We start from the raw sequence: 23,713 nt of genomic DNA on the forward strand, positions 1-23,713 counted from the left end.
TCCGCTTTTTTGAAAGATTGCAGTGATGACCGACATCGCGCTCCGCGGCGTTGACGGCCTCAAGGTGGACTATCTGGCGCTGGTGCGCCGCCGCCGCTTGTATTCCGCTCTTCTGCTCGTCTTATTCGTTGCGCTGATTGCCGGCGGCTTCGATCTCGCCGACAGCCGCAACGCCGGCGGCTTCTGGAGCGGCCTGTCGCAGATTTTCGACTTTCCCGTCGAACTGGTGCGGGAGGCGATAAACAAGGGCGCCGCGCTGCCGGGCAATCTGTGGCGTTACCTGCCGGCGATGATCGAGACGATCAACATCGCCGCGGTTTCGACCCTGCTTGGCGCTGTTCTGGCGGTTTTTCTTTCCCTGCTTTCGACACGCGGCCTGGCGCGCTGGCCGCGGCTCATGCCGCTGTTCCGGCGGGTGATGGACACGATGCGCGCCATTCCCGAAATCGTGATTGCCCTGGTGCTGATCTTCGTTCTGGGCGGCGGCCCGGTGCCGGCCATGATCGCCATCGCCTTCCACACCGCCGGCGCGCTCGGCAAGCTGTTTTCGGAAGTCAACGAGAACGCCGACCTCAAGCCGATCGAAGGCCTGTCGTCGGTCGGCGCGTCGTGGTTTCAGCGCATGTGGCTCGGTGTTCTGCCGCAGGTCATGCCCAACTATCTCTCCTATGCGCTGTTGCGGTTCGAGATAAACGTGCGTGCTTCCGCCATTCTCGGCTTCGTCGGCGCCGGCGGCATCGGCGCCGAGCTGCGCGTGGCGATATCCTGGGGCACCGGCCGCTACGACGCGGCCGCGGCGATCTTTCTGCTCCTGTTTCTGACCATCGTCGCCATCGACCAGCTCTCGAGCCATGTCCGCAACCGTCTCGTCGGGGGGCACTGATGACCACGCTGGATGCCGGTTTCGATCTGGCTGCCGCCAAGCGCGACGCGGAGCGACGCGCCTTCCGCAAGCGCATGCTCACCTTCGGGATTCCCGCGGCGGTGCTCGCCTATCTCGTCTATGTCGCCATTGCCTTCGACATTGCCGGGCTGGCGGCGCGTGCGCGCATGGACAATGCCCGTATTCTGCTCGCCGACATGGTCAGTCACAAGGTCCACGTGACGCGCGACAATCGTTTCGACAAGACGACGGTGGCCATCGAGGGCGAGAACAAGGGAACCTATGCCGACGATCAATGGCCGGCCTGGGTCGTGCGCGAGGGGGCGTCGACCGTCGTCGCGCTGGAAGCCGGCAATGTGGTCCGTTTCGACCCAGACGCGGTCCGCTTCGACATCCCGGATTACGGCGTTCTGGAGATCGTCCAGAACCGGACCGGCATCACGATGACGATGCCTGCCGGCGCGACCCCCGAATGGATCAACGCCTCGTCCTCGCGCGTGACCGTCACGCGACCCGAGGGGCGCCTGACCGTCACCAAGACGCGGGCGGAAGTGTTCCGCTATTTCGGCGGCTGGGAGCTGTTCTTCTTCACCTTGGACAGCCCGTTTCACGGCAAGGACTGGGCACAACTCGCCGCGCTCGCCGTGTCCGGTGAGCGGGTGCGCGCGGGCGAATCGAACCTTGCCGCGATGGCGTCCGACGTCTGGAACAACGCGATGTGGCGCCACAAGGACGTCGCCTGGGCGATTTTCGAGACCGTGCTGATGGCTTTTCTGGGCACGATGGGCGCGGCGATCCTGGCGGTACCGCTTGCCTTCGCCGCCGCGAAGAACTTTGCCCCCGCTTTTCCGGTTCGCTTCGGCATGCGGCGTGTTTTCGACTTTCTGCGAGGCGTCGACGGGTTGATCTGGACGATCATCCTGTCGCGCGCTTTCGGACCCGGACCGCTGACGGGATCGCTGGCGATCCTGTTTACCGATACCGGAACGTTCGGAAAGCTTTTCTCCGAGGCGCTCGAAAACGTGGACAGAAAGCAGATCGACGGCTTGCGCTCGACGGGCGCCAACGTGGTGCAACGCAACCGGTTTGGCGTCATCCCGCAGCTTGCCCCGGTGATCGTCAGCCAGGTGCTCTATTATCTAGAATCCAATATGCGCAGCGCCACGGTGATCGGGGCTATCGTTGGCGGCGGCATCGGATTGTTGTTGACCCAGGCGATCCAGACGCAGAAGGACTGGGAAGAGGTCACCTATTATATCGTGCTCACCCTTATGATGGTTTCGGCAACCGACATGCTGTCGGGCTGGCTTCGCTCGAAGCTGATCGGGGGACGTTGACGTATTTCCAGGCGAAGCCGGAACGCGGTGTCGGAGCCGATCCGCGATCCGGCGCCATGCAAAAGCGCCGCCGCGCCGCGGGCTCGTCCGGTTGTCGGCCGATGCATTCGCGCATCGACACTTGATCGCGTCCGACGCGGCGGGCTAGGGTTCCGGCCGACGGCGGCCGCGTTCCCGCGTCGCGGACAAACCGGCCCTTCGTCAAACTGTCACGCAAATCACCTATTGGATCGCGCCTGGCAAGGATTCATGCATGCGTTACGCTGTTTATTTCACGCCGCCGCAGGACGCGGCGCTGACCCGCGCGGCGTCGTCCTGGCTCGGACGTGACGCCTTTTCCGGCGCGCCGGTCGCCCCGGCGCGTTCCGGCGCGCTGTCGGCGGCCGAACTTGCCTTTCACACCGCCTCGGCGCGGCGTTACGGTTTCCATGCAACGCTGAAGGCGCCGTTCGTGCTCGCTCCCGGCAAAACCGAGGCCGAACTTGTCGACGCCGCTGCCGCCTTTGCCGGCGAATGCGCGCCGGTGCGGTTGCCGCGTCTGGTCGCGCGCCAGCTCGACGGGTTCTTCGCCCTCGTGCCGGCCGAACGTCACCCGCCGCTCGACGCGCTGGCCGGCGCCGTCGTGCGCGCCTTCGAGCCGTTCCGCGCGCCCTTGGCCGACGGGGATATCGCCAGGCGCAATCCGGCCGCCATGACGCCGGCCCAGGTCAAGAACCTGCACCAGTGGGGATATCCCTATGTGTTCGAGGAATTTCGCTTCCACATGACGCTGACCGGCCGGGCCACGGGACGCGAGGCCGAGCGCCTGGCATCGGCGATCGACGACCATTTTGCGCCGTTTTTGTCCGCGCCCCTCGAAATCGCCTCGATTGCGCTGTTTGTCGAGCCCGAGCCCGGCGCGCCCTTCACCGTGCGCGCCTTCCACCCCATAGGCCGCCACGACCAAAGAAAGACCGCCTGAGATGAGTGCCGAAACCATTCTGTCCAATGCCCGCATCGTTCTGGCCGACGAGATCGTCCACGGCGCAGTGGCGATTCGCGACGGCAAGATCGCCGACATCCGCACCGGCGGCACGGCGCACGGCGAGGATTTCGGCGGCGACTATCTCATCCCCGGGCTGGTCGAGCTGCACACCGACCATCTCGAGGGCCACTACGCGCCGCGGCCGAAAGTGCGCTGGAACCCGCTCGCCGCCGTGCTGGCGCACGACGCCCAGGTCGCGACCTCGGGCATCACCACGGTCTTCGACGCGTTGCGGATCGGGCTCGACGAGGATTCCGACATCGCCGCCAAGGACATGCGCAAGCTGGCCGACGCGATCGAGGACGGCGTGCGCGGCGACCGGCTGCGCGCCGACCATTTCATTCATCTGCGCTGCGAGGTCTCCTCGGACGATTGCGTCGACAGTTTCGGTCTTTATGACGGCGACGACCGCGTGCGGCTGGTGTCGCTGATGGACCACGCGCCGGGCCAGCGCCAGTTCGTCGACCTGGAGACCTATGCCAATTATTACAAACGCAAGCTCAATCTGTCCGATGAGGCGTTCCGCGAATTCTGCGAGAAACGCATGGAGCAGTCGCAGCGCAATTCGCGCCGTCAGCGCGAGGCGATCGCCGCCGCCTGCCGCGACCGCGGCATCGTGCTTGCCAGCCACGACGACGCCACCGAGGCCCATGTCGGCGAGGCCGTCGAGCAGGGCATCCGCGTCGCCGAGTTTCCGACCACGATGACGGCGGCCGCTGCGTCGAAAAAGGCCGGAATGGGTGTGTTGATGGGCGCGCCCAACGTCGTGCGCGGCGGCTCGCATTCGGGCAACGTATCGGCGCGCCAGTTGGCCGAGAACGACTGCCTCGACATCCTGTCGTCCGATTACATCCCGTTCAGCCTGATCCAGTCGGCCTTTTTCCTCGGCGAGGTCGTCGACGGCATCTCGCTGCCGCGCGCCGTCGCCATGGTGTCGAAAAATCCGGCCGATGCCACCGGTCTGACCGACCGCGGCGAGATCGCCGTCGGCAAACGCGCCGATCTGGTGCGCGTGCGCGTCGACGAGCACATTCCCGTCGTCCGCTCGGTGTGGCGCGAAGGCCGCCGCGTGGCATGACCGACGCCTCTACAGTACTTCGTGCACGTCCCGATCCGCGCGCGCGCCAGGGTGCCTTCGTTGCCGTGGTCGGACCCAGCGGCGCCGGCAAGGACACGCTGATGTCTTATGCGCGCGGCCGTTTGTCCGGCGAGGACGGGCATGCGGTCCATTTCGTGCGCCGGGTGATCACCCGCGCGCCGGACGGCGGCACGGAGGACCACGACGTTCTGTCCGTAGAGGCCTTTGTGGAGGCCGAGGCCAACGGCGCCTTCGCCCTGTCCTGGAGCGCCCATGGCCTGCATTACGGCCTGCCGGCCGTCGTCGACGACAAGATCGCCGCCGGCGCCACGGTCGTCGCCAATCTGTCGCGCACCGCGATTCCGGCGCTCAGGGCGCGTTATCGCAACGTCAGCGTCGTTTTCGTCACCGCCGCGCCCGCGACCCGCGCCGCCAGGCTCGCCGCGCGGGGCCGCGAGACGCAGGAAGAAATCCTGGCGCGTCTGGCCCGCGCGGCGGCCGGCGAGGACGAAATCCCCGCGCCGGTGACCGTCATTCAAAACGACGACACGCTCGAGGCCGGCGGCGCGGCGCTTATGGCGGCGATCCGCATGGCCGGCGAGCTGGCGCGCGCGCCGCTGGATTTGTAGCCGCCATTTGCGGTCGCGCGGCGGCGCCGGCCTTTGCGAAAACTCAGCCGTCGAGACGAAGGACGTGATTGTCCCAGACGAGATCGGCATGTTCCGGCTTGCCGTTTGCCGGGCGGATGGCGCCGGTGCCGGTGGTGGCGAAAAACCCGTCCGCCTGCGCGGCGAGCCCGCACACTTCCTCGAGGCGCTGTCGCCTCACGAGCCGGCCGCTGGCGGCATCGAATGTCGCCAGTAGATTGCCACGTGGCGAGGTGACGGCGACGCTGTCGGCGGTCGGGTTGCAGGCGACCGAGCCGACATAATTGCCGAACCCCGCCCAGGACTCGCCCGGCAGATCGAGCAGCCTGATCGCATCGCCCGGCCTGGCGAGGCCGACCAGCGGCGGCACGTCGCCGCGCGGGCCCTCATACTGGCAGCCGAACCAGCACCGCCCGCTACCGTCGACCGCCATGTGGCGGATTGAAAGCTGGTACAGATCTGCGGCAAGGCGATGGGTTTCGACCAGCGTGCCGTGAAGCCGGTCGAGGAAGACCAGCGAAGGCCGCATGGTCGCCAGATTGAGCTTGGCGCGGCCGAAATCGGGATGGGTCTCGATGCCGCCATTGGCGACCGCCAGCGTGCGCCCGTCCGGCATCAGGAGCAGTTCGTGCGGATCCATGCCGTGCGTGTCGAATTCGCCGACGCGACGGAAGCCGTCGGTCGCATCGTAGACGCCGATCAGACCGCGCGCGGCCTCGAAATCGTTCTCGGTCGCGTAAAGAAGCCTTCCGTCCGGGGAAAAGACGCCATGGCCGAAAAAATGTCGCCCGGGTGCGGCCTGGAGGGTCACCGGTTCGGCGCGGCGGTCGAGGTCGAACACGACGGCGAAGTACCCCGGCCGCCGCGCGAAGGCGACCGCGCGCCGCGCCGCCCCGTCGCAGGCGATGTCGTGGCCGCGATCGGGCAAGGCGATGCGCGCGTGAATCGCGCCGTCGCCGCTGATGAGCGCGATCCCGAACCGGCCGTCGCGGTCCTTGTAGGCCGCCGCGAAGGCGGTCTTTCGGCCTGGCCTGGCAAGCGCACGCGGCGCGCCGATCCAGGCCAGGAGCCCGGTGCCGGCCGCCGCCAGCAGGGCGCGGCGGTTGAGCAGGGCCGCCATCAGTCGCCGTCGAGCGAGGAAAACCCGGCCGTCAGCCCGTAGGCGGCGGCCAGATGCTCGCCAACGAGTTGCGACAGGCTGGAGGAAACGACGCGCACGAAGGCGAGCTTCTCGCGGGCTTGCGGGTCGGCCAGCGTATCGGCGATGCGCGCCGGCAGGACCGAGAGGGCGTCGTCGGCCTGCGCGAACTCGAACCGGATCGAGGCGGCGATCCAGCGATCCTCTTCCGCCAGATGATCGGCGAACCCGGCCTTGTCGAACAGATCTCGAAGCCCGTCGAGATTGGCCTTGACGGTCGCGACCGTCAGCCCGGCGCGCCACAGCAGTGCCCGCTTCGGCCGATCCTTTTCGGGCGTCTCGCCCAAAAACCCGTTCAGGCGCACCGCGCGCAGCTGTTCCAGGCCGTGGATCAGAATGTCGGTGACCTCGCCCAGCGCCTCGTCCTGGTCGCGAAACAGCGCGTTGTCGGGCCCGGGTCGGGCGAGTTGGCCGGCAATGCCGTCATCGCCGGCCCAGGCGGCAGCGATCCGGGCGGCGATTTTTGCCAGGTTCGTGCCGATCGCCGCGCCGTAGCGGCAGCGAAACGCGTCGGCCTCGGCAAGCGTTGCGGCGCCGGTTCCGAAAAGCACGTACTCGAGCGCGCCGAGCCCCTGCACGGCCACGCTCTTTTGCGCCAGCGTGGCGGTGTCGGTCGCCGTGTCGTCTTCGGTCGCCAGGATCGCCTGAACCTGTTTGAGGCCGATACCGCGCCGGTCGGGCCAGAACAGGATGCGCTCCAGGCGGTTTTGCGCCCGCACCGGACCGAAGCCGACGATTTCGATCGATGCCCAGGCGAGCGCGGTGTCGCGAAAGGCCGCGCGCGCCGTTTCCAGTTGCGCCGGACCGGGGGCCTCGCACAACGCGCGCACGTCTTTTTCCAGCGTTTCGGCCGCCGCCCGGAAGCGCGCGTAGCCCGGACGGATCACCGCGTCGATCGCCGCGCGGGTGATCGCGGCCGCCGGTGCGGGCTCGGCGTGGCCGCTGGCCGGCAGGGACAAGCCGAGACAGAGCGCGAGGGCGAGAAGGCGCATCATCACAGCGATTCCAGAAACCGCATCAACGCGGCGCGGTCGTCGGCGTCAAGGGCGGCGAAGCCGTCGCGGGCGGTTTCGCCCTCGCCGCCATGCCACAGGATCGCCTCGGTCAGGTTTCGGGCGCGCCCGTCATGCAAAAAGAAGGTGTGGCCGTTGACGGTTTCCGTCAGCCCGATCCCCCACAGCGGCGGGGTGCGCCATTCGCCGCCGCGCGCGTCGCCGACGACCTGCCAGTCCGCCATGCGCGGTCCCATGTCGTGCAGCAGGAAATCCGAATAGGGCCAGATCAGCTGGAAGGCGTGCGTCTTATTGGGTGCGTCGCGCCGGGTGACGAATTTCGGCCGGTGGCAGGCGGCGCAGCCGAGGTCGTAGAAGATCCGCTTGCCGTTCAGCACCTGCGGGTCGTCGACGTCGCGGCGGGCCGGCACGGCGAGGTTCTGCGAATAAAACGTCACCAGGTCGAGCACCGGATCGGGCGCCTCGCTGTCGCCGAGGCGCGGCTGAACGCCGGTCGCGGCCGCCAGGCAGTCGGCCTGGCTGGGGGTGCAGTCGCCCCAATGGTTGGGCAGGTCGGGCGAGGAAATGCCGATATCGCCGGCAAAAGCTTCCGCCGACTGGCGACGGATCGAGTGTGTCTGCGCCTTCCAGCCGAAGCGGCCGAGCACAAGCGCGCCGCTTGCCGGGTCGCGCACGATATTGGGTTTTCCCGAAATCCCGTCGCCGTCGGCATCGTCCGGATCGGCAAGGCCGAGAATGTCGGCCGGATGGATCTGCTCGATCAGGCCGAGGCCGATCATCGGCGGCGTCACCCGCGGCGACAAGGTGGTGCTGACATCCATCGGCCCGTAGGCGAGATCGCTGACCGCGTAGTCGGGCCGGCGCATCGCGACCTCGGTGCCGTCGCCAAGCGTGACGGTAAACTCCTCATAGGTGACGACCATGCGGCCCTCGCCTTTCAGGCCCGGTACGGCCAGGTCCTGGAGCTGGCCGCCATAGACCGGGTCGGGCAGGTTGAGCAGGGTTTTATCCTTCAAGAGCGCCTGCTCGTCGGGCGTGCGCGGCGCACGCGACAGGCGCAGGAACATCGAGGTCGCGTCGCGGTCGCCCTCCGGCGGATGGCCGCGCCCGTCCTTCAGATGACAGCTCTGGCAGGCGCGGGCGTTGAACAGCGGCCCGAGGCCGTCGGAGGCCTGGGTGGAGGAGGGCGAGGACACCCACAATTTGCGAAACAGCGCGTTGCCGAGCTTGAACGTGCCCTCTTCCTCGAAGCTGAGATTGGCCGAGGGGTGGGAAAACGCGTCCTGATTGACGCGCTTGCGCGAGGTCGCGGCCCCGCCGGGCAGCGCCTCGTATGTCTCGGCCGCGGAAAAATCCGTCGTCGGCCGGGTGACGGCCTCGACGCGCTCGCGGTCGGCTGCGGTGAGGTCGTCGCGGCTCGTGGCCGGGCCGGTCTCGTCGGCCGCGAGGCCCGGCAGAGCCAGAGCGCCGAGCGCGGCAACAAGGAGCGCCGGGCGGATCGGACGCATGCGACGGGACAGAAGGGTCAGCGGTCGCATGCGTCCATGATCCTATTCCTCCTTGTCGGCGGACGCCGCGTTGAGCAGCCCGTAATTCTTCTCGCCGATCGTGTTCAGCAGTTCGAGCTGGGTTTCGAGGAAGTCGATATGGCCTTCCTCGTCGGCAAGCAGTTCCTCAAACAGCGCCATCGACACGTAGTCGCCGTGCTCGTGGCAGATGTCGCGCGACTTCTTGTAGGAGCTGCGCGCCTCGTGTTCGCCGGCCAGGTCGGCTTCCAGAACTTCCTTGACGTTCTGGCCGATCTTGAGCGGCGCCACCGACTGCAGGTTGGGATGGCCCTCGAGGAAAATGATGCGCTCGACCAGCTTGTCGGCGTGGTGCATTTCCTCGATCGATTCCTCGCGCTCCTTCTGCGCGAGCTTGGCGTAGCCCCAATCCTGGAGCAGCCGGTAGTGCAGCCAGTACTGGTTGACTGCGCCGAGTTCCAGAAACAGCGCCTCGTTAAGCCGCTCGATGACTTGTTTTTCGCCCTTCATGGCGCCTGCTCCCAAACTGACCACGCAGTCCGCGGACGCGGTCGAGATGTGAAAGGATATCCGGCTCGGCCGCGGCCGAACGGGCGTGATACGCCTCGGTGACCCGGATGATCGTTTCCACCACATTTGGGAAGCAGCCGCAACAGCGTCCGCGTTTGGCCATGGCGTGATAGACTTTCGCCGGCACGATCAGCTGCCAGGGATCGGCATCCAGCAGGCCGGCAATCGTGTCCTCGATTTCCCTCTGCGTGATCAAATTGCAGTGACAAACCAGCATTGTCGTTCTTCCAGGCTCGCGGCGCTGTGGCCGCTGGCTTACTCTAGCACATTCGGCGTCCCGTGCCGCTCACTGAAACACCGCCTCGGGATCGTCGAGACTGTCGGAGCCCTCGAACCCGATCGCGTCGAGTTCGAGCCCGGCGACGACCCGTTCGATGGATCGGGTCTGGTCGATCAGCGCATCGATCGCCGCCTGCACGAGGGCGTTGCCGGCGCTGTTGGCCTCGCCGATCATCTGGTCGTAGGCCTCGCCGGCCTGCGCCTTGTCCGCGATCGCCTGCATGGCGGCAACCGTGGCGTCGAGCTTGGCCGTCAGCTCCGCGTCCAGGGCCGCGTCGCTCTCGCGCACCAGCGCCGACAGCGATGGACCGTCCACCACCGAGCCGTCGATCCGCTCGTAGCGGCCAGCATAGACGTTGCGAATGCCGACGGCGTCGTAAAGATGCGAGATGTGGGTGTTGTCGGAAAAGCAGTCATGCTCCTCCTCGGGGTCATGCAACAGCAGTCCGAGCTTCATGCGCTCGCCGGCCAGTTCGCCGTAGGATAGCGAGCCGATGCCGGTCAGCATCGCAGCCAGCCCGGCTTCCGCCGAGCCTTCGGCCAGCGCCCGGCGCGCCGCGCCGTTCTCGGCCCAGTTGGCGACCATTTCCTCCAGGTCGAGAACCAGCAGATCGGTGGCGGCGGCCAGATAAAGCGCCCGGCGCTCGCAATTGCCGCCGGTGCAGTTTTGCGGGTCGTAATCCGTGTGGGCGCGCGCGCCGGCGCCCGGCCCGGTGCCGTTCAGATCCTGCCCCCACAGCAGGAACTCGATCGCGTGATAGCCGGTGGCGACATTGGCCTCGATCTCGCCGGCCTCGTGCAGCGTGTCGGCCAGAAATCTTGGCGTGATCTCGGACGCGTCGACTTCGCTGCCATTGATCATCAGGGTCGTGTTGGCAACCACGTTGGCGGTGTAGAGCCCGTTATCGTCGGACTCCACGCCGTAGCGCGCGTCGACGTAATCGATCAGCCCCTCATCGAGCGGCCAGGCGTTCACCCGGCCCTCCCATTCATCGACGATCGGGTTGCCGAACCGGTAGGCTTCGCTTTGCTGGTAGGGAATGCGGGCTGCCCGCCAGGCCGCTTTCGCCGCCGCCATGGTTTCGGCCGAGGGCGCGGCAATCAGCGCGTCGACGGCCTCGTCGAGGCGCATGGCGGTCGACAGCGCGTCCTCGTAGGTGGCGTGCGCGATGTCGGCATAGGTGCTCAGCACGGCCCGCGTATCGGTCGAGGCAAGCGCCTGACCCGTCAGGGTCGTTGCGATCAGCGCCGTCGTGGCGGCTGCGGTCAAAAAAATCTTCGGCAAGGCTTTGTCCTTCGGCTCGAACTGCAGCGCAAAACCGCATGGGTCCGGTTGGAGCCTGGCTGTCGGAGACGGGCGCGGCCCGGTCGGCAAGGGCGCGCTGGCCATTGCGGCGGGTCCGATCCTCTCCAAACGGCCGGGTTCAAGGCCCGACAGTCGAAAGTCGCTTCAGCTTTCAGCCGAAGACATGACTCCCAGAAATCCGGATGTCAAACGGATTCACATTAAAAAGGATGAAAAATCAATAGTTTAGAATAATTCTAAACTGACTTGACAGTTATAGTCATGTTTTCCGTCACAGCGCGCCGGTCGATCCGCGCGCATCACGCGGCGTCCGGCGCGGCCACCAGCAGCGCCAGCGTGTCGGCGACCAGCGCGGCCTGTTCCTCGCCCTCGATCTCGACCACGTTGTGGCATTTCATCAGATAGCGTCGTTCGCCCTTGTTTTCGAACGAGATCAGTTTGGAGCGCATGCGAATGTTCGCGCCGGCCCGTACCGGCGCCAGGAAGCGCACCCTGTCGAGCCCGTAATTGACCGCCGCCACCGTGCCGTCCGGCGCGGCACCGATCTCGTAGCTCATCGCCGCGACCAGCGAGAGCGTCAGGTAGCCATGCGCGACCGGCGCCTTGTACGGGCTTTCGCGCTGTGCCCGTTCGACATCGATATGGATCCATTGCCGGTCGCGCGTGGTCTCGGCAAACTGGTCGATCATGGATTGGTCGACGCAAATCCACGACGACACGCCGAGCTCGGTGCCGGCCATGCGCGTCAACTCGTCGAAGCTCGGCTTTCGTCCCGCCATCACGCCCCTGTCCTCATGCCTGATCCTCTCCTCCGTCATATCGGTTCGGGGCCGCCCGTCGGCGCGTCCGCGGCAAGACAGCCGGGTTCGAGGGCCGCGATGTTGTCGAGGCCGCACAGTGCCAGCGTCAGGTCGAGCTCGGCCAGGATGTTGCCGATCACCTCGCGAACCCCGGTCTCGCCCGCAAGCGCCAGGCCGTAGACATAGGGCCGACCCAAAAGCACCGCCCGCGCGCCGAGCGCGAGCGCCTTGGCGACGTCGGCGCCGGTGCGGATGCCCGAATCGAGCAGCACCGGCAGGTCTCCCGCCGCCGCCGCCACCCCGGGCAGGGCGTCGAGCGTCGCCGTCTCGCCATCGACCTGCCGGCCGCCATGATTGGACACCACGATGCCGTCGACGCCGTGTTCGCGCGCCAGCCTGGCATCGTCGGCGTGGCGAACGCCTTTCAGGACGATCGGCAGGTTGGTCATGGCGCGCAGGCGCGCAATGTCGGCCCAGTTGAGGTCGGGCCTGGAATAGGTCGCGGTGAAATAGGCTGCTGCGGCGCGCATCCCGGTCATCGAAAGCCCGAACTGGCGTCCCTTGCGGTGCAGGCCGTAGGCGGTGGCGAGCAGTTTCGCACCGCGCGGCCTAATGCCGGTATCGGGCGGACTGGCGGGAATATTGGCGCGGAAGACGGGATCGGACAGATATTGCGCCAGCCCCATGCCGCGCAGAAACGGCAGGTAGCCGAGATCGAGATCCCGCGGCCGCCAGCCGAGAAGCGTGGTGTCGAGCGTGACCACGATCGCCTCGCAGCCGGCCTTTTCGGCGCGGGCCAGCAGCGAGCGCACGAACGCGTCGTCGCGCGACCAGTAAAGCTGGAACCATCGCGGCGCGGTCCCCATCGCGGCGGCACAGTCCTCCATGGCAACCGAGGCCTGGTTGGAAAACACCATGCCGATCTGCGTGGCGGCGGCCGCGCGCGCCACGGCGAGGTCGGCTTGGCGATGAACGAGCTCCAGAACGCCGATCGGCGCCAGAAGCAATGGCGCGCGGTGACGGCGCCCGAAAAGATCGACACCGAGATCGCGCACCGAGACGTCGCGCAGCACGCGGGGCACGAAACGATGGCGCCCGAAAGCGGCGCGATTGGCCGCCATCGAGGCCTCGAGCCCGGCACCGCCGATCACGTAGGCGGCGGCTTGCCGCGTCATGGCCCGCGCGGCCCGCGCCTCCAGAAGCGTTGCGGAAACCGGAACGGTCGGGCGCGCGCCGCCGGCGCCGGTGACGTAAACCTCCATCTGGCGCCGACGCCCGGGAGCCGCAGCGCCGGTGTCTTGCGTCATGGGCGTTGGCGCGCCGGCGCCGCTGCGATCATGTCCGCGACCCGCTGTCGTTGCGCATGTCGGCCATCGCCTCGCGAATCCGCTCGCGCAGGATCTCGACCGATTCGCTGGAGGATTTGCGCATCACCTCGCCGATCTCGCTGGCATTGCGGACGGCGGCCTCGAAGGAGCGCCGGGCGAAATCGGCCTGTTTGGCGAGCAGGTCCTGCGGGTTTCCCGGCGCCTGGAAGCCGCGCGCCATCTCGCTGGCCTCGCGCAGGGTCTCCTCCAGGGCGGCGCGCTGCTTGCCGAAAACGTCACCGGCGCCGGCGGCTGCCGTTTTTGTCGCCTTCTCGAACGCCTCGAGGTTCTTGCGATGGTGCTCGATGATCCGTTCGATATCCATGTTCGGCATTTTCAGATCCTCGCCGAATTTCGCGAACAGGTCGATGATCGAATCCGAGTGCGGTTTCTTCGCCATGAATTCCTCCCATCTCCAACAGGGGCGACGGCGTTTCCGTCGGCTTTCAGATTAGGCGATGTGCCCGCGCCGTCAATTGCCGAACACCAGCACCTCGCCGAGATGCAGCGCCAGGCCGGCCAGGCCGCCGACGATCATGCCGTTGAAACGGATATATTGCAGGTCGCGGCCGATATTGAGTTCGACCAGCCGTGTGAGCTGGGCAAGGTCCCAGCGCTTGACCTGGTCGGCGATGAAGGCCGAAACGCCGCTCTTCTGCGTCTCGACGAATCCGGCCAGCATGGTCACGAACCCCTGGTTCATGTCGGCGCGGATGGCGTCGTCCTGGGCGAGCTGGCGCCCGATATCGGTCAAAAGCCGGGTCAAATGCCGGCGGGTGGCGGAATCGTCCGCGCCGGCATCCGCAAGCAGGAAGCGACGCAGGCCGGCCCACAGATCGGCGACAAGGTTGCGCAGCTCGGGTCGCGCCAGCACTTCGCGCTTCAGCCGCTCCGCCTGGGCGGCATAGGCCGGCGACGTGGCGAGCTGGGCGACGAAATCGGCGGCGAAACGGTCGAATTCGTGCCGCAGTCCGTGGTCGGGATCGGCGCGGACCTCATCGAGCAGCGTGCCGGCGGCGGCGACGATCTTGTGCAGCAGATAGGCGTCGGCGCGGAAATAGCGGGCCAGCGTCGGCAGTTCGGCGCGGATCTTGTCGCGCAGCGCGGCGAGCGCGGCCTCGTCGTTCAAGAACCGGCCGAGCGCGGCGATCAGTTCGTCGAAGAGTTTCTGATGGCGCCTGTCGGCGACGAAGGCCGACAGCAGCCCGGCCGCCAGCGGCGCGAATTCGACCGTTTCGATCCGTGCGCGCGCCCGGCTGGCGAGAAAGCGCGGCAGGCCGGATTCCTCCAGCGCGTCCAGCGTCTGCGGCACCATGCGGGTCATGAACCGCGCCAGCCCGTCCGCCCGCCTGCGGTCGGAGAGCCAGTCGGCCACATGCGCGGCGAAGTCGATCGCGCCGAGCTTGGCGCGCACCGGCGCCGGCGCCAAAAAATTCGCCTCGATGAAGCCGCCGAGATTGTCGGCGATGCGGGTCTGGTTGGCCGGAATGATCGCGGTGTGCGGGATCGGCAGGCCGAGCGGACGGCGAAATAGCGCCACCACCGCATACCAGTCGGCAATGCCGCCGATCGCGGCGGCTTCCGCGAAGGCGGCAAGCCAGACCAGACCCGGCGCGTGCGGCTCAAGCAGGCGCGCACCGACAAAAAGTGCGATGCACATCAACAAGGTAAGGGTTGCCGCGCGCTTGATGCGTTTCAGCGCGCGTTCCTTCTCGGCGTCCTGGTCCTGCGCTGCGGCGGCGGGCTGGGGGGAGCGGCTCTCGGCCATCGGCTGTCCTTCGGCGGCATGGGCGGCCCTCTCAATATCGGTTTTCGTCATGTGCATTGCCACCGCCGCCGGGACGGCTCCGGGCCGTCGAACGGACTATTGTGCAATGCACAAAATATGTTGCAATGCACAATATGCGGACCTATATGAAGACCACGCCCCGGGCCTGAGAGACGGGGCGCCCATGGCTTTTGCAAAGAATGGAGACGAAAATGACCCGCAAGACCAACACCGCCCACACCGAGACCGCCGCCTATTTCGATCAGTTCCGCCAGGCTTTCGAAGGCCTTTACGGCAAGATGGACGTTCCGGCCGCCGCGCGCGATTTCGCGCAGCGCGGCGCGGTTTCGGCCAGGGAGCGCGCCGAGCAGGCGCATCTCGGCGTTCGCGATGCCGTCGCCTCGGCCGAGAAGCTGACCGAGACCGTTGTCGGCCATTCCGTCAGTGCCGCCCGTGACGTCGTCGAAGCCGGCTTCGCCAATCTTCGGCACGCGCTGGCCACGGCCGAGAAACTGGCCGGCGCCAAGAGCGTCGGCGAAACGTTCGAAATCCAGGCCGAGTTCCTGCGCGAAAACGCCAAGGCCAATGTCGAGCGCGTCCGCGCCGCCGGTGAAGCGGCCGGCAAGGCGGCCGCCGACAGCGCCGCCGAGCTTCGCGCCGGCATGGCAAAATTTGCCGCCTGACGCCTGGCCTTCCGGTCCGCGGGCCGGAAGATGGCAGCGCCGTCCAGGCGGCTCGAAAACCGCCGATAAGCCCCGACAAGCCCCGCCGATCCCCGGCGGGGCTTTTGCGTTCGCCGGCGTGCGGCGGGTCATGTCGTGGCGCGGCCGGCCGGGCGGGAATAGCGGCCCCACGCACGCCACGCCCCTTCCCTGAGGCTCCCGCGTGCGGCCGCCTTCCGCTGCGCGGTTCCGGACGGGTTTTGCTCGCGCCGGGCCCAGTGCGGGGTGCGGCGCCTTCCGGCCGCGACAAAAACCCAGCCATGACGCGCCGATATCCGATTGACACGGCACGGCGGCCCGCATAAACGGGGCCGCACACCTGCCCAGGTGGCGGAATTGGTAGACGCGCACGGTTCAGGTCCGTGTGCCGCAAGGCGTGGAGGTTCGAGTCCTCTCCTGGGCACCATGGCTCTTTTGAGCCGTGGTTTGATCGCCGCATCGGCGACGTCGCGAACCTGGCCGCCCCACCCTTCGTCGATCAAGTTAGCAATTCACCAGGATCCCCCGCCTGGACGGTGTTTTCGGCCGTCGTTCGGGCGACGGGACACACAATCGGCCCCCCTGATCGACATCCCGGCCGGCCCGTGCCGCCGTCGATCGTCCTTGGCGGGCAGCGCATTTCGGTTGTTCGAGCAGCGTCGGTCGCGGGGCGTGCGGCGGCAACGTGCCGGGAAAATTGTCATCCGCACCCTTTAGGAACCCATCGGCGGGATCGTACCGACGTCACACGAGCGGGCGCGTCGTGACGGTCGATGCGCGCAGGGTGATCCAGGCCCGCGTGGCGTGGGCGCGGGCCTGGAGCCGGCGCGGCTATTTGCCGGCCTGCCTCTTGCCGGGCTGACGCGCCCTGCCCAGTTCGGCCACCGAGGACGCGGCCTCGGGCGCCTGCTTGGGTTGTTTGGGTTTTCTGGCTTCCCGGTTGCCCTTGCGGTTCTTCTTCGACATGTGCGGTTCCTTTGCACGGCATGCCGTATCCGCCTGGCGCGGCGTGCAGCGCACGCCGAGGCCCGACGGACGGACAGGTCTGATTCGAGGTCGAGTGCCCGAGGCGCCGCCGCTGCGGTCTGGCCTGAGGGGCGCGAAGATCACCCTGGTTCGGTCGCGAAGGCTCCTGGCGAGCCTTGGACGCGTGGCGAACCAGGGCTAGCGGCGTGAGAGCCGGTAGGCGGTGCCGAAGACCCCGGCAGGAAGGACGATGCCAATCATGATCGGGCCAGCATCGGCCGCGCCGCCGGGAAAGTCAAACCGGACCGGCCGGCGGCGCGCGTCCTTGTATTTGCCCCAATTGGTGGCCATCTAGAAACCATGTGCACGCGAACCCGCCATCTCCAACCTAGGCCATTCCGCAAGACGCCTGTCTTTGCCCGGAATGGGGTCGCGGCGGCCTAACCAACATCGCGATCGCTCCCGTTCCGGGTCCTCCACGCTAACCTTCATGACCATGTTGGCGCGCGCAGGACGCGCGCATAGGAGTTCGACCGTGACCACGCGTTTCGGGACGTTGTTCTGCGATCATTGCAATCGTGCCGCGCCGCGTGCGGCCATTCGCTGCACCTGGTGTTTCAGACCCCTCAATACCCCTGCCGGCACCGATCGGGCGGGCGGGCAATCCGCATCTCTCAACCTTGGCGGCGCGGCCGCGCATGTGCGCCGCGGCAGCCGGCGCGCGGACCCGGCATGAGCGCTGTCGGCGGCGCGCGGCGTACGCTCTGGCCGACACTCGCCCTGATCGTCAGCGTGGCGGTCTATCTCGTGCATCGGCGCGTGATCGATGCCGCGCGGCTGGAGATCGACGCCACCGCGCTCGGCCTGATTGCCGGGGCCGCCAGCTATTTCGCGGCGGCCTGGCTTGGCGGTCGTCTGGTGGGCCTGGCGCTGGAACGTGTCGGCGCGCGCCGGCGCCGCGTACCCAAGCTGTTGGTCGAACTGGTTTCGGTCGCGCTTTTCATCGCGGCCACGGTCGCCACGATCATCCTGGTCTTCGGCCAGTCGTTGAGCGGGGCACTGGCGGGATCGGGCCTGGTTCTCGCGGTTCTCGGCTTCGCCATCCGCAACGTGCTGGCCGATGTCCTGTCGGGCATCGCGCTCGGCCTGGAAGCGCCGTACCGGATCGGCGACTGGGTCGAGATCGACAATGCCGTGCGCGGGCGCATCGTCGAGATCGGCTGGCGCACGACGCGGCTTCTGACCCGCGACGACACCTACACCATCCTGCCCAACAGCCGGATCGCGCGCCAGCGCGTGACCAATTACAGCGCCCCGCGCCGGCACTACCGGACACATGTGCAGATCCTGCTCGACCACGAGGTTCCGGTCGCGCTCGCCAGAACCATCCTCGCCCAGGCGGCGGCGAAGCCGACGATCATCCAGAGAGCGCCCGAGCCCGATGTGCGCGTCGTCTCCTACGAAGCCGAGGGCATTCGCTATGCCGTGCGGTTCTGGGTGCCCAGTTTCGCCGAGGACATCGATTGTCGCGACGCGGTGCTTTCCACGATCGATGTCGCGGTCCGGGAATACGGCTTGCGTCCGCCGCAGACCCGCCTGCGGGTGAGCGCCGATAGCCGGCTCCCGAACGCTGCGCCCGCGCCGCACTGACGGGCCGGTCTTGCGCGGCCGCCGGCTTCCGTGATCAAGTCGGCGCAAACGGCGCCGATGCCGGCGCGTTTGCGGAGGGCTCATGAAAACCGTCTTTTCGCCGCGCCATGCCGGCCATGCCGGTCAGACCGAACTGGTCGGCGGCGCGATCGTGCCCGGCTTCGAAAACCCGATGCGCGCCAGGCATATCCGCGAGCGCATCGAGGCGGTCGCGCTCGGGCCGGTGCTTGAGCCCGCCCCGCACGACATCGAGGCCGCCAAGCGCGTGCACGCCGCCGCCTATGTCGATTTCCTGCCGCGGGTCTGGCCGATGTGGCGCGACGCCGGCCACGACACGCCGGCAATGCCGTTCGTGTGGCCGGTGTGCGGCCTGCGCGCCGACGTGCCGCCGAAGACGGTCTAGGCGCTGCTCGGTTATTATTCCTTCGACGGCGGCGCGAGTTTCGTGGCGGGAAGCTGGGAGGCGATCAAATCCTCCTTCGACACCGCGCTGACGGCGGCCGGTCTTGTCGCCGCAGGCGAGCGGGCCGCCTTCGCGCTTTGCCGCCCGCCCGGCCATCACGCCGGGACCGCCTTCATGGGCGGTTATTGCTATCTCAACAACGCCGCCATCGCCGCGCAATGGTTCCGCGACCGCGGCGCGGGGCGCGTCACCATCCTCGATATCGACTATCATCACGGCAACGGCACGCAGGAGATCTTTTATGCCCGCGCCGACGTGCAGGTGATCAATCTGCACGGTGATCCGCTGACCGAATATCCGCATTTCCTGGGCCATCGCGACGAGCGCGGCGCGGGGCCGGGCGAGGGCTTCAACCTCAACTACCCGCTGCCGGCCGGCACCGACTGGGCCGGCTGGAGTGCCGCGCTCGACGACGCACTGGCCCGGATCGCCGCCTACGCGCCCGACATACTGGTCGTCTCGCTCGGCGTCGACACGTTCGAAAAGGACCCGATCAGCGCCTTCCGGCTGCGCTCGCACGACTATCCGCACATCGGCGCGCGCATCGCCGGGCTCGACCTGCCGACCTTGTTCGTGATGGAGGGCGGTTATGCGGTCGCTGAGATCGGCGTCAACGCCGTCGGCGTTCTGACCGGTTTCGAGGGCGCATAGGCGGCGGGCGCCCGGCCGCGCCTAGGCTCCGCCGAGCGCCTGGTGCAGCACGCGCGCCAGCCGTTCGGAAAAGCCGCGCGCGTCGCTGACCCGTTCGCCGTCGAGGATCAGCGCCTCGTCGTAAAGCAGCCGGACGGCGTCCTCGCGCAGCGCCGCGTCGGCCGATGCGGCCGCAAGCGCCTTCACCAGGGCGTGGCGCGGATTGATTTCCAGCACCGGTTTGGCCGCCTCGCCGGCCTGGCCCGCACCCTTGAGGATACGCTCGAGCTGACGGTCGGGCCCGCCTTCCGGTGCGACCAGGCAGACCGCGCTTTCGGTCAGGCGCTCGGAGGCGCGCACGTCGCAGACCGCGTCCTCCAGCACCGTCTTGGCAAAGGCGATCAGCGTCGCGGTGGCGGGGTCCGCCTCCGGTGCCGCGTCCTGGTCCTTTTCGGCGTCGAGACGCGGGATGTCGGCCAGGTCCGCCGCGCCCTGGGTGACGGAGCGGAACGGCTTGCCCTCGAACCCCTGCGCGGTGGCGGCCCAGAAACTGTCGACCGGATCCGACAGCAACAGCACCTCCAGCCCGCGGGCGCGGAACCCTTCGAGCTGCGGCGAGGTCCTGAGCCGCTCCAGATCGTCGCCGGCGAGGAAATAGATCGCCTGCTGGGTGTCCTTCATGGCCGCGACATAGTCTTTCAGCGCGCGCCACTCGGCGCCCGTTTCGGTGGTGCGGAACCGCGCCAGGCCGAGCAATTGCTCCTGGCGTTCGAAATCCTCGTAGATGCCTTCCTTCAGGACGCCGCCGAAATCGCGCCACACGGCGGCGAATGTGTCCGGCTCGCTTTCGGCCAGCTTTTCCAGCGCGGTCAGGATGCGGTTGGTCAGGCCCTTGCGGATCGCGGCCAGGATCGGGCTTTCCTGGATCATCTCGCGCGAGACGTTGAGCGGCAGGTCGGCCGTGTCGACCAGCCCGCGCACGAAGCGCAGATAGCGCGGCAGGAGCTCGGCATCGTCGGTGATGAAGACGCGCTTGACGTAGAGCTTGACGCGGCCCTTGCGGTCGGGATCGAACAGGTCGAACGGGCGCGCGCCCGGCACGAAGGCGAGCGCCGAATATTCGTGCCGGCCCTCGGCGCGGAAATGCACCGTCAGTGCCGGCTCGTCATATTGGCCCGACAGACCGCGATAGAAATCGGCATAGTCCTCCGGCGTGATCTCCGTTTTCGGCTTCGCCCACAGCGCCGAGCCGTCGGTCACCGGTTCCGCCTCCGCGTCAGGCTTTTCGGCGATCAGGATCGGCACCGGCACGTGGCCGGACTGGGCCTTGACGATCCGTTCCACCGTGGCGCGCTCGGCGAAGCTTTTGGCGTCGTCCTTGAGAGTCAGCACGACACGCGTGCCGCGTGCGGGCGCGTCTTCGAGCGCGGCCGGCGCGATCTCGTAGCTGCCGCTGCCGTCCGACGACCAGCGCCAGGCCTCTTCGGAGCCGGCGCGACGCGAAAACACGTCGACCCTACCCGCGACCATGAAGGCGGAGTAGAAGCCGATGCCGAACTGGCCGATCAGCCGATCGCCGTCGAGGCCGTTGTCGCCGCCTTGCGCCGCGACGCGCTCCAGGAACGCCTTGGTGCCGGAGCGGGCGATGGTGCCGAGCGCCTCGGTCAGCTCGTTGCGGCTCATGCCGATGCCGTTATCGACAACGCTGAGCGTGCCGCCTTCGGGGTCGGCGATAAGCGTGATCTGCGCCTGCGGGTCGTCGCCGAGCAAGGCCGGCTCCGCAATCGCCTCGTAACGCAGCTTCTCGCAGGCATCGGCCGCGTTGGAAATCAGCTCGCGCAGGAACACGTCGCGCTCGGAATAGACCGAATGCACCATCAGCGTGAGCAGGCGCGCGACATCGGCCTCGAAGACATGGTTTTCGGCGGGTGCGGAAGAAGTGTCGGTCATGGGCTTGTCCGTCAGGTCGTATGGTTGAGGGCTGCGCGAACGCCACGCGGCGATGGCGCGCCGCGCGCGGGCAGTCCGGCAGCGAACCGATCTAGCATTGTCGTGGATCGCCGGCCAAAGGGTTTTTGCGGCCGCGCGAAGGGTGCCAGCCTGCAATGCGGGTATCACCAAGCCGGACGGACGCCCATGCCGCCATCGCCGGCGCTCAATCGCCAAGGCCGGGCAGTAGCGCGGCAAGCAGCGCCGCGATCTTTTTGCCGGCTATCCGTGCATGGGCGAGCACGTCCTCGATCGTGTCCGGCTGCTGGTCGGGCCCTCCGGTCGCCTTGTTGGTGATCGCCGAAAGTCCGATCGTCTTCAGGCCGACATGAGCGGCGGCGATGACCTCGTGCACGGTCGACATGCCAACCGCGTCGGCGCCGGCCGAGCGCAAAAATCGTCGCTCGGCCGAGGTTTCCAGCGACGGCCCGGCAATGCCGGCATAGATGCCGGCATGGGCCGCGACCCCGGCGCGTGCGGCCGCGGCAAGTGCCGCATCGAGCCTGTCGCGCTGGCGGCAGCCATGCCGTCCCTGTCCTTTTGGCGGGCGCTCACGCGATGCTCGCCGCGATTGTCGGGGTCAGCGCCCGGACCGCAGCCAGCGTTTCGCCGAGATCGAGGCGGACAAGCCGCCCGTCGGCCACGACCTGCTCGCCGGCCAGGAAGACGTGGCGCACATCCGATTTGCCGGCGGAATAGACCAGATGGGTGACCGGGTCGAACATCGGCACGGCGTGTGGCCGGCTGGCGTCGAGCAAAACCATGTCGGCGAACTTGCCCGTTTCCAGACTTCCGATCTTTTCTCCCGCGCCGAGCGCGTCGGCGGCCTCGCGCGTCAGCATGTCGAGCGCCTGGTGCGTGGCGACGGCGTCGGCCTTTTCGTTGGCGCCCTTGTGCAGCATGGCCGCCAGCCGCAGCGCCAGCCACATGTCGAGATCGTTGCCGCTGATGGCGCCGTCGGTGCCCAGCGTGACCCGCACGCCGGCCGCCAGCATGTCGGGAATGCGGGCGATGCCCGAACCGAGCTTCAGGTTGGAGACCGGATTGTGGGAGACGACGGCGCGGGTTCGGGCCAGGATGGCGATCTCCTCGTCGTCGAGATGGACGCAATGCGCCAGCACGGTGCGCTCGTCGAGCAGCCCGTGCGCGTCGAGATGGCGGATGACGGAGCGCCCGTAGCGCGTCTGAATGTCGGCCTGCTCGGCCCGGGTTTCGGCCGCATGGATGGAATAGAGCCCGCCATGGCTGTCGGCGATCTGGCGCGCGCGCTTGAGACTTTCGGGCGAAACCGTGTAGGCGCCGTGCGGCATCGCCGCCGCGAACACGTCGTCTGCAGCGGAGAAATCGGCGAAGAACCGTTCGGCTTCCGCAATCCGCCTGTCCGGCGTGTGGCCGTTGACGCCGGGCGGGTCGAAGAAGATCCCGCCGGTCGACACCCGCATGCCGAGCGTGCGTGCCGCGCGCACCGTCTCGTGCGGAAACCAGAACATGTCCATCACCGTGGTCACGCCGGTCAAGAGCTGTTCGGCAAAGCCCAGCACCGTGCCCAGATAGGATGTCTCTGCATTGAGGATCGCGCCCTCGGCCTTCCACACCGTCTGCAGCCAGGCCTCCAGCGGCAGATCCTCGACCAGGCCGCGAAACAGGCTGTCGCCGGCATGGCAATGGGTGTTGATCAGGCCGGGCATCAAGATCATGCCGGAGGCGTCGATCACCCGCGCCGCACCGGCTTGCCATGGCGCCAGCTCGGCAGCGGTGCCCACGGCGACGATCCGGCCTTGCGATACCGCCACGCCGCCATCCGCAATCACGCGGCGATCCTGGTCTGCGGTGACCACGGTTGCGTTTCGGATCACCAGATCCGAGGCGTCCTTGTTCATCCGATCCCCCCTTGATCCGTCTCGTCCTGTCGTAGCGGGCACTCGCGGCAATCGCTCCAATCAAGAGCCGGCTGCGGCCGGTCCTGTCAACCGCCGCCAAGAACGTGTCTGCGCCGGTTGCGGTTCGCCGGCATCCTGCGGCGCGGCTTTGATCCGTGCGGCGCGATTTCTGACAAAAAGCAATCAAATTGACAATTGTCAAAGACATGCTAGACAGCGGGCGGGAGCGGCAACGGTGCGAGGATACGGCATGCGGCCGGAATGGTTCATCGCGGGCGAGACGGGATCGGAAGTCTTCACCGGCGAGCGTTGCTTCATCACCGAACTGCTGAACTCGGAAAAATCGCCCGAAGTCTCGCTGGCGCTCGCCCGCGTGGCGCCGGGCGTGACGACGCAGCTTCACCGGCTCGACGGGGTGGCGGAGCGCTATGTCGTGCGCAAGGGACGGGCCACGGTCGAGATCGACGGCCGCCGCCAGCCGCTCGGCCCGGGCGACCAGGTGCTGATCGCCGCCGGCGCCGCGCAACGCATCGCCAATGACGGGCCCGACGACCTGGAATTTTATTGCCTGTGCACGCCGCGCTTCACGCCGGCCTGCTATGTCGATCTGGAAGACGGCGGTGAAGGCTGACACGATG

The 23,713-nt window shown here is 67.6% G+C and carries 22 protein-coding genes, 1 tRNA gene and 2 pseudogenes; 10 read left to right on the plus strand and 15 right to left on the minus strand.

What is annotated here, in order from left to right:
* Positions 1-25: 25 nt before the first annotated feature.
* The 5 genes from phnE (EP380_RS09115) to phnN all read left to right on the plus strand — a co-directional run bounded on the left by phnE (EP380_RS09115) (position 26) and on the right by phnN (position 4,951).
* The gene (gene phnE / locus EP380_RS09115) at positions 26-883 is read left to right on the plus strand and encodes a phosphonate ABC transporter, permease protein PhnE (RefSeq protein ID WP_127598104.1); all 858 of its coding nucleotides are present in this window, start codon (positions 26-28) and stop codon (positions 881-883) included.
* Positions 883-2,220 (plus strand): phosphonate ABC transporter, permease protein PhnE, encoded by a 1,338-nt coding sequence (phnE, locus tag EP380_RS09120; RefSeq protein WP_127598106.1) that lies wholly within the window; start codon positions 883-885, stop codon positions 2,218-2,220. Before phnE (EP380_RS09115) ends, phnE (EP380_RS09120) begins: the two co-directional genes overlap by 1 nt.
* A gap of 253 nt (positions 2,221-2,473) precedes the next feature.
* Positions 2,474-3,181, plus strand: coding sequence for a DUF1045 domain-containing protein (locus EP380_RS09125; RefSeq protein WP_127598108.1), 708 nt, complete (start codon positions 2,474-2,476; stop codon positions 3,179-3,181).
* A 1-nt stretch (position 3,182) separates the two neighbouring features.
* Positions 3,183-4,322, plus strand: a complete 1,140-nt coding sequence (locus EP380_RS09130) for an alpha-D-ribose 1-methylphosphonate 5-triphosphate diphosphatase (protein ID WP_106570357.1) — start codon at positions 3,183-3,185, stop codon at positions 4,320-4,322.
* Positions 4,319-4,951, plus strand: coding sequence for a phosphonate metabolism protein/1,5-bisphosphokinase (PRPP-forming) PhnN (phnN, locus tag EP380_RS09135; RefSeq protein WP_127598110.1), 633 nt, complete (start codon positions 4,319-4,321; stop codon positions 4,949-4,951). Before EP380_RS09130 ends, phnN begins: the two co-directional genes overlap by 4 nt.
* 43 nt (positions 4,952-4,994) lie before the next feature.
* On the opposite strand, the gene EP380_RS09140 is transcribed toward phnN, so the two are convergent.
* From EP380_RS09140 to EP380_RS09185, 10 genes are all read right to left on the minus strand, one after another.
* A complete protein-coding gene (locus EP380_RS09140) occupies positions 4,995-6,089 on the minus strand; it encodes a DUF1513 domain-containing protein (RefSeq protein ID WP_338036297.1) in 1,095 nt (364 codons plus the stop codon).
* On the minus strand, positions 6,089-7,162 hold the full coding sequence (locus tag EP380_RS09145) for an imelysin family protein (RefSeq protein ID WP_238719788.1): 1,074 nt from the start codon (positions 7,160-7,162) through the stop codon (positions 6,089-6,091). Before EP380_RS09145 ends, EP380_RS09140 begins: the two co-directional genes overlap by 1 nt.
* A complete protein-coding gene (locus tag EP380_RS09150) occupies positions 7,162-8,718 on the minus strand; it encodes a di-heme oxidoreductase family protein (RefSeq protein ID WP_127598114.1) in 1,557 nt (518 codons plus the stop codon). The genes EP380_RS09145 and EP380_RS09150 overlap by 1 nt, the downstream gene beginning before the upstream one ends.
* Before the next feature lie 12 nt (positions 8,719-8,730).
* Positions 8,731-9,216 carry a bacterioferritin gene (bfr, locus tag EP380_RS09155; protein WP_106570362.1) on the minus strand — a complete coding sequence of 162 codons (486 nt, stop codon included), beginning with the start codon at positions 9,214-9,216 and terminating at the stop codon, positions 8,731-8,733.
* Positions 9,182-9,493 carry a (2Fe-2S)-binding protein gene (locus tag EP380_RS09160; RefSeq protein WP_106570363.1) on the minus strand — a complete coding sequence of 104 codons (312 nt, stop codon included), beginning with the start codon at positions 9,491-9,493 and terminating at the stop codon, positions 9,182-9,184. The genes bfr and EP380_RS09160 overlap by 35 nt, the downstream gene beginning before the upstream one ends.
* A 69-nt stretch (positions 9,494-9,562) precedes the next feature.
* On the minus strand, positions 9,563-10,840 hold the full coding sequence (locus tag EP380_RS09165; RefSeq protein WP_420845849.1) for an imelysin family protein: 1,278 nt from the start codon (positions 10,838-10,840) through the stop codon (positions 9,563-9,565).
* Between the two features lie 320 nt (positions 10,841-11,160).
* Positions 11,161-11,640, minus strand: a complete 480-nt coding sequence (locus EP380_RS09170) for a MaoC family dehydratase (RefSeq protein WP_106570365.1) — start codon at positions 11,638-11,640, stop codon at positions 11,161-11,163.
* A 35-nt stretch (positions 11,641-11,675) separates the two neighbouring features.
* A complete protein-coding gene (locus EP380_RS09175; protein WP_238719789.1) occupies positions 11,676-12,923 on the minus strand; it encodes an alpha-hydroxy-acid oxidizing protein in 1,248 nt (415 codons plus the stop codon).
* Positions 12,924-12,996: 73 nt separating this feature from the next.
* Entirely contained in the window at positions 12,997-13,428 is a 432-nt protein-coding gene (locus tag EP380_RS09180; protein WP_106570367.1) for a phasin family protein, read from the minus strand.
* 72 nt (positions 13,429-13,500) lie between these two features.
* Positions 13,501-14,796, minus strand: a complete 1,296-nt coding sequence (locus EP380_RS09185) for a DUF445 domain-containing protein (RefSeq protein ID WP_127598249.1) — start codon at positions 14,794-14,796, stop codon at positions 13,501-13,503.
* A 212-nt stretch (positions 14,797-15,008) separates the two neighbouring features.
* Between EP380_RS09185 and EP380_RS09190 the strand changes: the two genes are divergently transcribed.
* On the plus strand, positions 15,009-15,479 hold the full coding sequence (locus tag EP380_RS09190) for a phasin family protein (protein ID WP_164749807.1): 471 nt from the start codon (positions 15,009-15,011) through the stop codon (positions 15,477-15,479).
* Between the two features lie 360 nt (positions 15,480-15,839).
* Positions 15,840-15,924, plus strand: a tRNA-Leu gene (locus EP380_RS09195).
* A 404-nt stretch (positions 15,925-16,328) separates the two neighbouring features.
* On the opposite strand, the gene EP380_RS23860 is transcribed toward EP380_RS09195, so the two are convergent.
* Positions 16,329-16,463 (minus strand): hypothetical protein, encoded by a 135-nt coding sequence (locus EP380_RS23860; RefSeq protein WP_275068991.1) that lies wholly within the window; start codon positions 16,461-16,463, stop codon positions 16,329-16,331.
* A gap of 198 nt (positions 16,464-16,661) precedes the next feature.
* On the minus strand, positions 16,662-16,814 hold the full coding sequence (locus EP380_RS23555; RefSeq protein ID WP_164749808.1) for a hypothetical protein: 153 nt from the start codon (positions 16,812-16,814) through the stop codon (positions 16,662-16,664).
* Positions 16,815-17,195: 381 nt separating this feature from the next.
* Here EP380_RS23555 and EP380_RS09200 point away from each other — a divergent pair, with 381 nt between their 5' ends.
* Together EP380_RS09200 and EP380_RS09205 are read left to right on the plus strand one after the other, a co-directional pair.
* Positions 17,196-18,113: a mechanosensitive ion channel family protein gene (locus EP380_RS09200; RefSeq protein WP_127598122.1), complete on the plus strand. Its 918-nt coding sequence runs from the start codon at positions 17,196-17,198 to the stop codon at positions 18,111-18,113.
* A gap of 82 nt (positions 18,114-18,195) precedes the next feature.
* Positions 18,196-19,227: pseudogene (locus EP380_RS09205) on the plus strand (histone deacetylase family protein).
* A gap of 21 nt (positions 19,228-19,248) precedes the next feature.
* On the opposite strand, the gene htpG reads toward EP380_RS09205, so the two are convergent.
* From htpG to EP380_RS09220, 3 genes and pseudogenes are all read right to left on the minus strand, one after another.
* Positions 19,249-21,156 (minus strand): molecular chaperone HtpG, encoded by a 1,908-nt coding sequence (htpG, locus tag EP380_RS09210; RefSeq protein WP_127598124.1) that lies wholly within the window; start codon positions 21,154-21,156, stop codon positions 19,249-19,251.
* Between the two features lie 205 nt (positions 21,157-21,361).
* Positions 21,362-21,685, minus strand: a pseudogene (locus EP380_RS09215) (phosphorylase family protein); the annotation flags it as partial.
* 61 nt (positions 21,686-21,746) lie between these two features.
* Complete coding sequence (locus EP380_RS09220; protein WP_106570373.1) at positions 21,747-23,075, minus strand: amidohydrolase family protein; 1,329 nt, start codon at positions 23,073-23,075, stop codon at positions 21,747-21,749.
* 250 nt (positions 23,076-23,325) lie between these two features.
* On the opposite strand from EP380_RS09220, the gene EP380_RS09225 reads away from it, so the two are divergent.
* Positions 23,326-23,706, plus strand: a complete 381-nt coding sequence (locus EP380_RS09225) for a cupin domain-containing protein (protein WP_127598126.1) — start codon at positions 23,326-23,328, stop codon at positions 23,704-23,706.
* Positions 23,707-23,713 lie beyond the last annotated feature (7 nt).

This window comes from Nitratireductor alexandrii (assembly GCF_004000215.1).
Classification (GTDB): domain Bacteria; phylum Pseudomonadota; class Alphaproteobacteria; order Rhizobiales; family Rhizobiaceae; genus Mangrovimarina; species Mangrovimarina alexandrii.